Below are 12,607 nucleotides of genomic sequence, written 5' to 3'. Positions count from 1 at the left end.
AACCATCCTGTCGATCTTACTGCCAAATTCGGCCATGCCCCTGGTCATCGGCCGGGGTGATTTCCCAGTGATCGCGGTTGAGGCTGATGGATATCGCCCCCCGCGCCCGCAGCTGCGCCATGTCGATGATCGTGCAATCCCTTTGCCGCAGACCCTCTCGGCGCAATTCGGTGGCAGCGACCAGGATCAGGTCCGGGGGACAGTCGATCGTCTCGACGTCTTTGGCCGCTTTGCCGGTCAGATGGCGTATGCGCAGCCCGGTTCCGCCAAAGTTCAGTTCCGCCTGTCGATCTGAATATTCGCCCCGCCAGAGCGTTCGCGAGGCCGCCATTGTCTGGTCCGCCGGATCACCGTCGGCCTCCAGCCAGTTGGCGACGGCATAGCTGCCGCCCCTGGGCTTGGAAGGGACGCGGCCGGCGGGGGTCATGGCCGCAACCGCCTCGCCATCGGGCGAGATCAGGACAGCGGGCCGCTCGGCCGTCAGCCAGAGCAGCGCCGCAGCGGCAAGCAGGGTCGCGCCGGCGCCGCGCCGGACAAGCAGCGCCCCCCGCCTTGCGGTTTCGCCCAGCGGCCCCAGAAACAGCAGCACCGCGCCGATCCCGAGCAGCGGCAGCACGGCGGCCGGCGCGGCGGGAAGCAGTATCACGGCACCTTGAAGATCGGCGATCCAGCCGGCGACCAGCAGCATCCATTGCGTCCCGAGCCCCATCACCCAAAGCGCGGGCTGCGCCAGGCCCAGCGGCGCCAGGACCGCCGCGATGACGGCGCCGGGCATGACCAGCGTCCCGACCACCGGCACCACCAGAAGATTGGCCAGCAGCCCGTATTGCGTCATGCGGCCGAAATGCACCGCCGCGATCGGCGAGGTGGCAAGGCTGGCCACGACCGAGGAGAGCAGCAGCACCACCACGGGCCGGACCCACCAGGGAAGGCGGGGCGCCAGCTTCAGCCAGGGCTCCTGCACCAGGATCAGCGCCACGGTGGCGGCGAAGCTCATCTGGAAGCCGGGCTCGGTCAGGGCTTCGGGGCCGAGCAGCAGCACCAGCGTCCCGGCAACGGCCACGGTGCGCAGCGAGACCGCGCGCCGGTCGACGATGATGGCCAGCAGCATCACCGCCACCATGATGAAGGCGCGCTCGGTGGCGACGCCGCCGCCCGACAGCCATAGGTAGAGCGCCGAGACCGCCAGCGCCCCGGCCGCCGCCAGCTTGTGCACCGGCATGGCGAGCGGTCCGACCAGCCCCTGCGCCGCGGTTCCGGCGAGACGCAGCGCCGCATAGACGAAGCCGGCCAGCATGCTCATGTGCAGGCCCGAGATCGAGACGATGTGATAAAGGTTCGAGGCGCGCATGATCTGGTTCGTCTGTTCCGAGATACCCGAGCGGTCGCCGGTCACCAGCGCCGCCGAGACCGCCCCGGCCTGGCCGCCGATGCGTTCGCGCATGGTCTCGGCCAGCGCCATGCGCAGGCGATGCAGGGCCAGCGCACCGTCATTCGCCGGCCGGGCCACGGTCATGATCGGGGTCCGGCTATGGCCCACCGCCCCGAGCCTTTCGAACCAGGCCAGGCGGCGGAAATCGAAGCCGCCCGGCTCGGAGGGGCCGGAGGGCGGGCTCAGATGGGCGGTCAGCATGATGCGCTGGCCGGGCACGGGCAGATGCTGCGGGCTCATCAGCGAGATCCTGACCCGCGCGGGCGTCCGGCCCGGCGGCACGTCGTCAAGCACCACCCGGTCGAGCAGCAGTCTCATCCGGTCGCCGGCGGAGCGGTCGATGCCGATCACCCGCCCCTCGACCGGGCCGTAATAACGGAATTCCAGCACCGGTGCCGCCACTAGATGCGCGCGCAACCCGGCCAGGCCGGCGCCGAACAGCACCAGAAACAGCGCCATGGCCGACAATCGGCAGCGGTCGGCCCAGATCCAGGCGCAGCGATCGCGCCGCGCCAGGCCCAGGACCAGCGGCGGCACCAGCAGGCACATGCCGGCGGCCAGCGCCAGCAAGGCGTAGAATCCCGGCCCCGGCTCATCCCGCAGCAGGAACCAGCCGCCGATGCCGAGCGACAGCCAGAACGGCACCCAGGGCAGAAACCCGGCCCGGATCGTCACCGACACCCGCACCGGCACTGGGTGCGGCACGGCCGATGCACGCGGCCGGCGTGCCGGCTGCAGGCCTGTCCGGGCCATGGCGGGGCTTGCCGAATCCATCCGCAACTTGTCCTTGTCACGTCACTTGCGTATCTCTGGCGCCAAGATTGGCATGCCGTCCCTTTCGAAACGGTTAACGGCACAGCCAATGCCCCTGTTTTCTGGACTGACCGGACCCTCGATGACTGATTCCCGCCCCGTCGTGACCCGCTTCGCCCCCTCGCCCACCGGCTATCTGCATATCGGCGGGGCGCGGACGGCACTGTTCAACTGGCTCTATGCCCGCGGCCGGGACGGAAAGTTCCTGCTGCGCATCGAGGATACCGACCGCGCCCGCTCGACCCCCGAGGCGACCGAGGCGATTCTGCAGGGCCTGCGCTGGCTCGGCCTCGACTGGGATGGCGAGCCGGTCAGCCAGTTCGCCGGGCGCGAGCGTCACGCCGAGGTCGCCCGCGCCATGCTGGAGAACGGCACGGCCTACAAATGCTTCTCGACCGCCGAGGAGATCGAGGCGTTTCGCGAACGGGCCAAGGCCGAAGGCCGTTCGACCCTGTTCCTGTCGCCCTGGCGCGACGCCGATCCGGCAAGCCTGCCCGACGCGCCCTATGCGATCCGGCTGAAGGCGCCGCGCGACGGCGAGACGGTGGTGCATGACGCGGTGCAGGGCGACGTGACCTTCGGTAACGAACAACTGGACGACATGGTGCTGCTGCGCTCGGACGGGACGCCGACCTATATGCATGCGGTGGTGGTGGACGATCACGACATGGGTGTGACTCATGTGATCCGCGGCGACGACCACCTGACCAATGCCGCGCGGCAGATCCAGATCTACCAGGCCATGGGCTGGGAGATCCCGGTCTTTGCCCATATCCCGCTGATCCACGGCACCGACGGCAAGAAGCTGTCCAAGCGCCACGGCGCGGTTGGCCTGCACGAATATGCGGCGATGGGCTACCCGGCCGCGGCCATGCGCAATTACCTGGCCCGGCTGGGCTGGAGCCATGGCGACGACGAGCTTTTCGACGACGACCAGGCCCGGGCCTGGTTCGACCTGCCGGGGATCGGCAAGGCCCCGGCCCGGCTGGACTTCAAGAAGCTGGAACATGTCAGCGGCTGGCATATCGCGCGGATGAACGATGCCGAACTGCTGGAGGAGATCGCGGCTTTCCGCGCCGCCACCGGCGCCGCGCCGCTGACAGACCGGCAAATCGGCTGGCTGCGTCCGGCCCTTGCGGCGCTGAAGGCAAAGGCCAAGACCCTGCCGGCGCTGCTGGAACAGGCGCATTTCGCGCTGGTCTCCCGGCCCGTCGCGGTCGAGGACAAGGCCGCGACGGCGCTGGATTCTGTATCCCGTGGTATACTGAATGAATTGACTGCCGCAGTGCAGAATGCTAGCTGGGAGCGCGACGAACTCGAGGCGGCCGCCAAAGCGATTGGCGAGTCGCACGGGCTGGGACTGGGCAAGGTTGCGGCGCCGCTGCGCGCAGCTCTGGCCGGCCGCAGTTCGACCCCCAGCGTGTTCGACATGATGTTGGCACTTGGCCGCGACGAGACGCTGGCCCGGCTGCAGGATCAGGCGGGCTGAGACCCGCGCCCATCCCCCGGCCCGGCCGGAGACAGGTGAAAGGAACAGTGAATGGCAGAAAGCAAATCCGCAAAGCTGCTGGTCGAAGGCAAGGAGCTTGAGCTTCCGATCCTGAACCCGACGGCAGGCCCGGATGTCCTCGACATCCGCAAGCTCTACGCCCAGGCGGACGTCTTCACCTACGACCCCGGCTTCACTTCGACCGCGTCCTGCGACTCGACCATCACCTATATCGACGGTGACAAGGGCGAGCTGTGGTATCGCGGCTACCCGATCGAGCAGCTGGCCGATCAGTCGCATTACCTGGAAGTCTGCTACCTGCTGCTTTACGGCGAGCTGCCGAACAAGGACCAACTGGCGGATTTCGAGACCCGGATCACCCGCCACACCATGGTGCATGAACAGATGCACTATTTCTTCCGCGGCTTCCGCCGCGACAGCCATCCGATGGCGACCATGGTCGGCGTGGTCGGGGCGATGTCGGCCTTTTATCACGACTCGATCGACATCAACGACCCGGTGCAGCGCGAGATCGCCTCGATCCGGCTGATCGCCAAGGTGCCGACCATCGCCGCCATGGCCTATAAGTATTCGCTGGGCCAGCCCTTCGTCTATCCGCGGAACGAGCTGGATTATGCCAGTAATTTCCTGCACATGTGCTTCTCGGTCCCCGCCGAACCCTATCATGTCGACCCGGCGCTGTCGCGGGCCATGGACCGCATCTTCACGCTTCATGCCGATCACGAGCAGAACGCCTCGACCTCGACCGTGCGGCTGGCCGGCTCCTCGGGCGCGAATCCCTTCGCCTGCATCGCGGCCGGCATTGCCTGCCTCTGGGGTCCGGCGCATGGCGGCGCCAACCAGGCCTGCCTGGAAATGCTGCGCGAGATCGGCTCGGTCGAGCGCATCCCCGAGTTCATCGCCCGCGCCAAGGACAAGAACGATCCGTTCCGGCTGATGGGCTTCGGCCACCGGGTCTACAAGAACTTCGACCCGCGCGCCAAGGTGATGAAGGAATCGGCCGACGAGGTGCTGGACCTCTTGGGCGTTCACAACAACCCGACGCTGCAGGTCGCCAAGGAGCTGGAACGGATCGCGCTGGAGGACGAGTATTTCGTCTCGAAGAAGCTCTATCCGAACGTCGATTTCTACTCGGGGATCATCCTCGAGGCGATGGGCTTCCCGACCTCGATGTTCACGCCGATCTTCGCGCTGTCGCGCACCGTCGGCTGGATCTCGCAGTGGAAGGAGATGATCGCCGATCCGCAGAACAAGATCGGCCGCCCGCGCCAGCTTTACGTCGGCTCGCCGCGACGCGACTACAAGCCGCTGGACGCCCGCTGAGCGCTTCCGACCAGAACCAAGACCGGCCCCGGAACAGTTCCGGGGCCGTTCTGCTGCGCCCGCACCATGTGCTTTGCTCGATCGGCTGGCAGGGGCGCGGCTATTCGCCGGACTTCACCGAGAACATGAACGCCATCGTGCATGACCGGCTGCGCGCCGATCCGCAGACGCCGGTGGTCTTCACGGTCATGGCCGATTCGATCTGCGGCCCCTGTCCGTCGCGGCGCGGCATCGGCTGCGCCTCGGACGAGCGCATCTCGCGGCTGGACAAGCGCCATGCCGCGGCGCTCGGCATCCGCCCGGGCCAGCGCATGAGCTGGGCCGAGGCGCAGGCCCGCGCCACCGCGCGGCTGGCGCCCGAGGACCTGAACCGGATCTGCAGCGGCTGCCAATGGCTGGGGCTGGGCATGTGCCAAAGCGCGCTGGCCCGACTGCAACAGCCCGGTTGACGGCCAGGCAATGTGACGCAGCCGCGCCACTGCACCGGCAAGGGGCTTGCGCGCGGCGGCGGCCGATGCGAAATCGGCGCCATGACCGAGCATGACAAAATCGCGCTGATCACCGGCGCCTCGCGCGGCCTTGGCGCCGCTTTGGCCGAAACCCTCGCCGGGCGGGGCTGGCACATCCTTGCCGTCGCCCGCACCACCGGCGCGCTGGAGGAGCTCGACGACCGCATCCGCAAGGCCGGCGGCTCGGCGACGCTGGCGCCGATGGATGTCGGCCGGCCCGAGGCCATGGTGCAGATGGTGCAGACCGTCATGTCCCGCTGGGGCGGGCTGGACCTCTGGGCGCATTGCGCGATCCATGCCGCGCCGCTGTCCCCGGCCGGGCATGTCGATGGCAAGGATTTCCAGAAATCGGTCGATCTGAACCTGGTCGCCACGCGCGGGCTGATCGGGCTGATCGAGCCGCTGCTGCGCGCCCGCAACGGCACGGCGCTGTTCTTCGACGACCGGCGCGCCGGGCAGAAATTCTTCGGCAGCTACGGCGCCACCAAGGCCGGGCAGATCGCCCTGGCCCGCAGCTGGCAGGCCGAGAACGAGACCCTGGGCCCGCGCGTGGTCATCGCCGAGCCGGCGCCGATGCCGACCGCCACCCGCGCGCGCTTTTTCCCCGGCGAGGACCGCGCCCGCCTGATCCCTTGCCAGGCCGAGGCCGCGCGCATCCTGGCCGAGATTCTCTAGCAGGCCGACGCGAAACCCCAGTCCCTAGCGCGCCAGCGCGAAGAGCGCATCAATGTCCAGATGCACTTCCAGATGCGCGGCCAGCCGGTCCAGCACGTCCTCGACGCCGGCGCCGTAATCCAGCGCCGAGGCGGTACCGAATCCGGCCAGCCAGGCGGCGCGGAAGGCATCGCCGGAAAACAGCCCGTGCAGATAGGTGCCGGCGACGCGGCCGTCGGGGCTGACGGCGCCGTCCGGCTCGGGGATATGGGCGAAGGGGCGGGCGCAATCCGGGCCCTCGGTGCGGCCCATGTGGATCTCGTAGCCCTCGACCGGCTGGCCGAGCGCCGTGCCTTCGATCCGCGTCAACCGCTTCTCGGGGGACATGCGGGTCTCGACATCCAGCAGGCCAAGGCCCGGGGTGCTGCCGGGGCTGCCGTCATGCCCCTCGGGGTCGTGGACCCGGCGGCCCAGCATCTGATAGCCGCCGCAGATGCCCAGCACCCGGCCGCCACGCCGCATATGCGCGCAAAGGTCGATGTCCCAACCCTGCTCGCGCAGGAAGGCCAGGTCGCCGCGCGTCGATTTGGTGCCCGGCAGGATCACCAGATCGGCGTTGCCGGGCAGCGCCTGCCCGGGCGGCACCATGGTCAGCCGCACCCCCGGCTCGGCCGCCAGCGGGTCGAGATCGTCGAAATTGGCGATCCGCGACAGCATCGGGCAGGCGATGTGCAGCCCGCCCGTGCCCGAGACGCGGCGCAGATCCACCGCATCCTCGGCCGGCAGCAGCGCGGCATCGGGGAACCAGGGCACCAGCCCCAGATCCGGCCAGCCGGTGCGCCCGGCGATGAAGGTGCGCCCGGCGTCGAACAGCGCCGGATCGCCGCGGAAGCGGTTGATCAGGAAGCCGCGGATCATCGCGGCATCCTCGGGGTCGATCACCGCCTGGGTGCCGACGATCTGCGCGATCACGCCACCGCGGTCGATATCGCCGGCCAGCACCACCGGCACGCCGGCCGCGCGGGCAAAGCCCATGTTGGCGATGTCGCGGGCGCGCAGGTTGACCTCGGCCGGGCTGCCCGCGCCCTCGACCAGCACCAGTTCATGCGCGGCGCGCAGCCGGGCGAAGCTGTCCTGCACCGCGCCCATCAGCCGCGCCTTCAGCGCACCGTAATCCGCCGCCGCCGCCCGGGTCACGGCGCGGCCCTGCACCACCACCTGCGCGGCCCGGTCGGTCTCGGGCTTCAGCAGAACCGGGTTCATGTGCACCGAGGGCGCCAGACCCGCCGCCCGCGCCTGCAGCGCCTGCGCCCGGCCGATCTCGCCCCCGTCCGGGGTCACGGCGGCATTGTTCGACATATTCTGCGGCTTGAAGGGCGCGACAGTGATTCCTCGCCGCCGCGCGGCCCGGCACAACCCCGCCACCAGCAGGGATTTTCCCACATTCGACCCGGTCCCCTGGATCATCAGCGCGCCCATGCCCGCCCCCGCTTGCCAATCCGTGCCTTGGTGACTAGATAGGCGCGTCGCTGAATGAAAGGCCCCGTGGTGGAAAACGTCGTTCTTACCGTGCATCTGATCCTCGCCGTGCTTCTGATCGGGGTGGTGCTGCTGCAGCGGTCCGAAGGCGGCGGCCTTGGCATGGGCAGCGGCGGAGGCGGCGGGGTCATGACCGGCCGCCAGGCGGCGAATGCGCTGTCGCGCCTGACCTGGATCTTTGCCATCGGCTTCATCATCACTTCGATGACCCTCACCGTCATCGCGGCCCGCAACGCTTCGAGCGGCTCGATCGTCGACCAGCTCGACCTTGGCGGCGGCTCGCAGCAAGCCCCGGCCACCTCGCTGCCGGGCATCGGCGAATACGCGCCGCCGCCCGGTGCCGGCCAGCCCGTGGTCCCGGGCGCCGGCCAACCGGTCGCGCCGCCCGCGCCGGCCTCGCAGGCGCCGGCCGCCACCGAAGGCGATGCGCCCGCAGCGCAGCCGGTGACGCCGCCGGCGGCGGAAACCCCGGCCGCGCCCTTGGCCCCGGCACCCGAGGCGCCGGCCGCCGAAACCCCGGCCGCAGCGCCGCCGGCCGATCCGGCCGCAGCGCCCGCCAATAACTGACACCACAACTTGGGGCGCGACGGGCGCCCCTTACAACAACTTGCGGTCCGTTGCGGCCACGGGATAAATCGGATATGACTCGAGTCCCGTGAAACCGCCCAGATTCGGGCCGCGATCTTCTATTGGATTATTCACGGGGGCCTCGATGGCGCGTTACATCTTCATCACCGGCGGTGTGGTTTCTTCGCTCGGCAAGGGGCTGGCATCGGCGGCGCTGGGGGCGCTGTTGCAGGCGCGCGGCTTCACCGTCCGGCTGCGCAAGCTCGACCCCTACCTGAACGTCGATCCCGGCACGATGAGCCCCTTCGAGCATGGCGAGGTCTTCGTCACCGACGACGGGGCCGAGACCGACCTGGACCTGGGCCATTACGAGCGCTTCACCGGCGTTTCGGCGCGCAGGACCGACTCGGTTTCCTCGGGCCGCATCTATTCCAACGTGCTGGAGAAGGAGCGCCGCGGCGCCTATCTGGGCAAGACCATCCAAGTCATCCCGCACGTCACCAACGAAATCAAGGACTTCCTGGCCGTGGGCGAGGACGAGGTCGATTTCATGCTCTGCGAGATCGGCGGCACCGTGGGCGACATCGAGGGTCTGCCCTTCTTCGAGGCCATCCGGCAATTCTCGCAGGAGCGGCCGCGCGGACAATGCATCTTCATGCACCTGACGCTGCTGCCCTATCTGGCCGCCTCGGGCGAGCTGAAGACCAAGCCCACGCAGCATTCGGTCAAGGAGCTGCGCTCGATCGGCCTGCAGCCCGACGTGCTGGTCTGCCGCAGCGAGCATCCGATCCCGGAAAAGGAACGCGCCAAGATCGCGCTGTTCTGCAACGTCCGTCCCGATGCGGTGATCCCGGCCTATGACCTGAGGTCGATCTACGAGGCGCCGCTGGCCTATCACCGCGCCGGCCTCGACCAGGCGGTGCTGGACGCTTTCCAGATCAGCCCGGCCCCGCGCCCCGACCTGACCCGGTGGGAGGACGTGATGGACCGGCTGACCCATGCCGAGGGCCAGGTCCGCATCGCCGTGGTCGGCAAGTATACCCAGCTGGAGGACGCCTATAAATCCATCGCCGAGGCGCTGACCCATGGCGGCATGGCCAATCGCGTCCGCGTCAAGGCCGACTGGGTCGACAGCGAGAAGCTGGAAGGCGAAGGCGCGCATCTGCTGGACGGCTATAACGGCATCATCGTCCCCGGCGGTTTCGGCGAACGCGGCACCGAGGGCATGATCGCCGCCGCCCGCTACGCGCGCGAGAAGAAGGTGCCCTACCTGGGCATCTGCCTGGGCATGCAGATGGCGGTGATCGAGGCGGCGCGGAACCTTGCCGACATGCCCGACGCCGGCTCCGAGGAGTTCGACCACGAGGCCGGCAAGACCCGCTTCACCCCGGTCGTCTACCACCTCAAGGAATGGGTGCAGGGCAATTACACCGTGCAGCGCAAGCTGACCGACGACAAGGGCGGCACCATGCGGCTGGGCGCCTATACGGCGGTGCTGGCGGCGGGCTCGAAGATCTCGGAAATCTACGACGGCGCGCTGGAGATCGAGGACCGCCACCGCCACCGCTACGAGGTGGACGCGAAATATCGCGAGCAGCTCGAGACCGCGGGGCTCAGCTTCTCGGGCATGTCGCCGGACGGGCGGTTGCCCGAGGTGGTGGAATATCGCGACCATCCCTGGTTCATCGGCGTGCAGTCGCATCCCGAGCTGAAGTCGAAGCCCTTCGAGCCTGCGCCGCTGTTCGCCGGCTTCATCCGCGCCGCGATGGATAACGAGCGGCTGGTCTGAACCGCCGCGCCGCGCCATAATGCCGGGACCAGAGAAACGGTCCCGACATGCGTCTTGCCCTGCTATCCGCCCTGTTGCTTGCTGCCGCACCCGCGTTTGCGGATGCGCCGCTGTTCCTGATCGACCAGACGCGCCTGCCCTTCGACCTTGGCCCCGGCGCGCCGCAGAACCAGCCCTCGCGGCAGCCGAACTCGCCGCATGCGGCGGCGAATTCGGCGGCGAACTCGGCCAACAGCGCCGCGAGCCATGCCAATTCGCCGCGCAACCCCGCCAATGAAAAGCGGGTGATCTTCACCGCCGACGGCTCGGTGGTGGGCTATTACGCGCCGAACGGCTCGGGGACGCTGAACCTGTTCACCGTGACCGGCAAGCGCGTCGCCTATCGGCCCAGGGGCAGCAAGAGCCTGTTTTCCAGCGACGGACGCTGGTGCGGCACGGTGGCGGATGCCAGCGGCGGCGGATTCGCCTTCGGCATCATCCGCGACTGCGCGGGACTGTTCTAGCCGCGATGCGCGGCGATGACACCGGATCGTCACATTGCGGGGCTAGATCGCGCATGACACAGCAGGAGATCCCCATGCAGGACCAGACGCCCAACGACTGGCTGGAAGCCGAGCTTCAGGACACGCTCGACGAGGATGTCGAGATCGAGATGGAAGACGCGGTCCTGTCGCAGGAGATCGCCCGCATCTATCGCGACACCCATTCCGACCAGATGCCGCGCGCCGACTATTTCCGCGAATTGCTGCGTCTGCAGTCCGAGCTGATCAAGCTGCAGGACTGGGTGGCCCATAACAAGGAAAAGGTCGTCGTCATCTTCGAAGGCCGCGACAGCGCCGGCAAGGGCGGCGCCATCAAGCGCATCACCCAGCGGCTGAACCCGCGCGTCGCCCGGGTCGTCGCCCTGCCCGCGCCCTCGGACCGCGAAAAGACGCAATGGTACTTCCAGCGTTACGTCCCGCACCTGCCGGCCGGGGGCGAGATCGTGCTTTTCGACCGCAGCTGGTACAACCGTGCCGGGGTCGAGCGGGTGATGGGCTTCGCCACCGAGGAGGAGGTGCAGCAGTTCTTCGACGACGTGCCGGAATTCGAGCGGATGCTGGTGCGGTCCGGCATCCGGCTGGTGAAATACTGGTTCTCGATCACCGACGAAGAGCAGCAGATGCGCTTCCTGATGCGCATCCACGACCCGCTGAAACAGTGGAAACTGTCGCCGATGGACCTGCAATCCCGCATCCGCTGGGAGGATTACACCAAGGCCAAGGAAGAGATGTTCGAGCGCACCAACATCGCCGAGGCGCCCTGGTATATCGTGCCCGGCAACGACAAGAAGCGGGCGCGGTTGAACTGCATGGCGCATCTGCTGACGCAGATCCCCTACGGCCCGGTCCCGCACGAGGAGATCACCCTGCCCGACCGGGTCTTCAATCCGGATTACGAGCGCGAGGTGCTGCCGCCCGAACTCTACGTGCCGCAACGTTACTGAGGCCGGATGGGGCTTGCGGCTGCCGGCCGGCGCGGCATGATCGGCGCGCACCTCGTCCGCAAGGAGCCCATCTTGCCCAAAGCCTATTGGATCGGCCATGTCACGGTCGACGACCCCGCCGCCTACGAGGCCTATCGCCGGGCCAATGCCGCGGCCTTCCAGAAATACGGCGCGCGTTTCCTGGTGCGCGGCGGCGCGCTGGAGGTGGTCGAGGGCCGGATGCGGCCCCGCACCGTGGTGATCGAATTCGCCGACCTGGAAACCGCCCGCGCCTGCTATCACAGTCCCGAATACCAGGCGGCGCTGGCGCTGCGCCAGCCCTGCTCGATCGCAGACCTGGCCATTGTCGAGGGCTGGGAATCTGTCTGACACATTTCCGAAACCTGTTGTTGCCGCCCCGAATTGTCCTAATATCCGGCCCATGTTTCGCAACCTGCTGAGCCGCCTTTTCACTGACACCTCCGATCCGACCCGCCTGAGCGGGCAGGATGCCGAGGTGGCCATCGCCGCGCTTCTGGTGCGCCTTGCCCGTGCCGACGACCATTATGGTCCGGCCGAGAAGCTGCGCATCGACCAGATCCTGGCCCGCCGCCGCGGCCTGAGCGCCACCGAAGCGACCGAGCGGCGGGTGGCGGCCGAAATGATCGAGGCCGAGGCACCGGACACCGTGCGCTTCACCCGCACGGTCAAGGACCGAATCGAGCTGGCCGACCGGCACGACATCATCGCCGCCATGTGGGAGGTCGCCTTTGCCGACGGCCGCCGCGACGCGGACGAGGAATCGCTGGTGCGGCTGGTCGCCGGCCTGCTGGGGATCAACGACCGCGATGCGGCGCTGGCTCGGCAAAGGGCGATGAACGGCCTTGGGCTGACCGATCCGTGACCGGAATCGCCCAGCCCGCGGCGAAGCGCCCGCCGCTCGTATCCACGCCCCCGCAGCGTGACAACCTGACTGGAAAGCCAGCAAGGAAACCGTTGCAATCGC

General features: G+C 68.4%; 12 protein-coding genes. 10 read left to right on the top strand and 2 right to left on the bottom strand.

Translation table 11 applies throughout. The features are described from left to right. Nucleotides 1–16: 16 nt before the first annotated feature. Nucleotides 17–2,185 carry a ComEC/Rec2 family competence protein gene (locus NBE95_RS16540; RefSeq protein ID WP_289895332.1) on the bottom strand — a complete coding sequence of 723 codons (2,169 nt, stop codon included), beginning with the start codon at nt 2,183–2,185 and terminating at the stop codon, nt 17–19. Nucleotides 2,186–2,327: 142 nt separating this feature from the next. Between NBE95_RS16540 and gltX the strand changes: the two genes are divergently transcribed. The 4 genes from gltX (at nt 2,328) to NBE95_RS16520 (ending at nt 6,262) form a co-directional block, all read left to right on the top strand. Continuing rightward, nucleotides 2,328–3,734, top strand: a complete 1,407-nt coding sequence (gene gltX / locus NBE95_RS16535) for a glutamate--tRNA ligase (protein WP_289895331.1) — start codon at nt 2,328–2,330, stop codon at nt 3,732–3,734. Between the two features lie 51 nt (nt 3,735–3,785). Beyond that, nucleotides 3,786–5,078, top strand: coding sequence for a citrate synthase (gene gltA / locus NBE95_RS16530; protein WP_289895330.1), 1,293 nt, complete (start codon nt 3,786–3,788; stop codon nt 5,076–5,078). A gap of 68 nt (nt 5,079–5,146) precedes the next feature. Next, nucleotides 5,147–5,527, top strand: coding sequence for a DUF1284 domain-containing protein (locus tag NBE95_RS16525; protein WP_289895329.1), 381 nt, complete (start codon nt 5,147–5,149; stop codon nt 5,525–5,527). A gap of 81 nt (nt 5,528–5,608) precedes the next feature. After that, nucleotides 5,609–6,262, top strand: a complete 654-nt coding sequence (locus NBE95_RS16520) for an SDR family oxidoreductase (RefSeq protein WP_289895328.1) — start codon at nt 5,609–5,611, stop codon at nt 6,260–6,262. A 24-nt stretch (nt 6,263–6,286) separates the two neighbouring features. Here the strand turns inward: NBE95_RS16520 and NBE95_RS16515 are convergent, their stop codons facing one another. Next, nucleotides 6,287–7,720 carry a cobyric acid synthase gene (locus tag NBE95_RS16515; RefSeq protein ID WP_289895327.1) on the bottom strand — a complete coding sequence of 478 codons (1,434 nt, stop codon included), beginning with the start codon at nt 7,718–7,720 and terminating at the stop codon, nt 6,287–6,289. Between the two features lie 69 nt (nt 7,721–7,789). Between NBE95_RS16515 and secG the strand changes: the two genes are divergently transcribed. The 6 genes from secG to NBE95_RS16485 all read left to right on the top strand — a co-directional run bounded on the left by secG (nt 7,790) and on the right by NBE95_RS16485 (nt 12,505). After that, nucleotides 7,790–8,347: a preprotein translocase subunit SecG gene (secG, locus tag NBE95_RS16510; protein ID WP_289895950.1), complete on the top strand. Its 558-nt coding sequence runs from the start codon at nt 7,790–7,792 to the stop codon at nt 8,345–8,347. Nucleotides 8,348–8,492: 145 nt separating this feature from the next. After that, nucleotides 8,493–10,136: a CTP synthase gene (locus NBE95_RS16505; protein ID WP_289895326.1), complete on the top strand. Its 1,644-nt coding sequence runs from the start codon at nt 8,493–8,495 to the stop codon at nt 10,134–10,136. 47 nt (nt 10,137–10,183) lie between these two features. Beyond that, a complete protein-coding gene (locus NBE95_RS16500) occupies nt 10,184–10,639 on the top strand; it encodes a hypothetical protein (protein WP_289895325.1) in 456 nt (151 codons plus the stop codon). 74 nt (nt 10,640–10,713) lie between these two features. Then, a complete protein-coding gene (gene ppk2, locus NBE95_RS16495; RefSeq protein WP_289895324.1) occupies nt 10,714–11,622 on the top strand; it encodes a polyphosphate kinase 2 in 909 nt (302 codons plus the stop codon). A 72-nt stretch (nt 11,623–11,694) separates the two neighbouring features. Beyond that, nucleotides 11,695–11,991, top strand: coding sequence for a DUF1330 domain-containing protein (locus tag NBE95_RS16490; RefSeq protein ID WP_289895323.1), 297 nt, complete (start codon nt 11,695–11,697; stop codon nt 11,989–11,991). Between the two features lie 52 nt (nt 11,992–12,043). Beyond that, complete coding sequence (locus tag NBE95_RS16485) at nt 12,044–12,505, top strand: TerB family tellurite resistance protein (RefSeq protein ID WP_289895322.1); 462 nt, start codon at nt 12,044–12,046, stop codon at nt 12,503–12,505. The last annotated feature ends 102 nt before the right edge of the window (nt 12,506–12,607 follow it).

This window comes from Paracoccus sp. TOH, from assembly GCF_030388245.1.
Classification (GTDB): Bacteria; Pseudomonadota; Alphaproteobacteria; order Rhodobacterales; family Rhodobacteraceae; genus Paracoccus; species Paracoccus simplex.
The sequence above is the reverse complement of the archived record's forward strand: the minus strand, read 5'-3'. Positions and strand labels throughout refer to the sequence as shown.

What these genes read in the sequence shown, in the direction of transcription:
- NBE95_RS16500 (WP_289895325.1), top strand. Translation starts at nt 10,184, where the DNA reads ATGCGTCTTGCCCTGCTATCCGCCCTGTTGCTTGCTGCCGCACCCGCG.
- NBE95_RS16505 (WP_289895326.1), top strand. Translation starts at nt 8,493, where the DNA reads ATGGCGCGTTACATCTTCATCACCGGCGGTGTGGTTTCTTCGCTCGGC.
- NBE95_RS16515 (WP_289895327.1), bottom strand. Translation starts at nt 7,720, where the DNA reads ATGGGCGCGCTGATGATCCAGGGGACCGGGTCGAATGTGGGAAAATCC.
- ppk2 (WP_289895324.1), top strand. Translation starts at nt 10,714, where the DNA reads ATGCAGGACCAGACGCCCAACGACTGGCTGGAAGCCGAGCTTCAGGAC.
- gltA (WP_289895330.1), top strand. Translation starts at nt 3,786, where the DNA reads ATGGCAGAAAGCAAATCCGCAAAGCTGCTGGTCGAAGGCAAGGAGCTT.
- NBE95_RS16485 (WP_289895322.1), top strand. Translation starts at nt 12,044, where the DNA reads ATGTTTCGCAACCTGCTGAGCCGCCTTTTCACTGACACCTCCGATCCG.
- gltX (WP_289895331.1), top strand. Translation starts at nt 2,328, where the DNA reads ATGACTGATTCCCGCCCCGTCGTGACCCGCTTCGCCCCCTCGCCCACC.
- NBE95_RS16520 (WP_289895328.1), top strand. Translation starts at nt 5,609, where the DNA reads ATGACCGAGCATGACAAAATCGCGCTGATCACCGGCGCCTCGCGCGGC.
- NBE95_RS16540 (WP_289895332.1), bottom strand. Translation starts at nt 2,185, where the DNA reads ATGGCCCGGACAGGCCTGCAGCCGGCACGCCGGCCGCGTGCATCGGCC.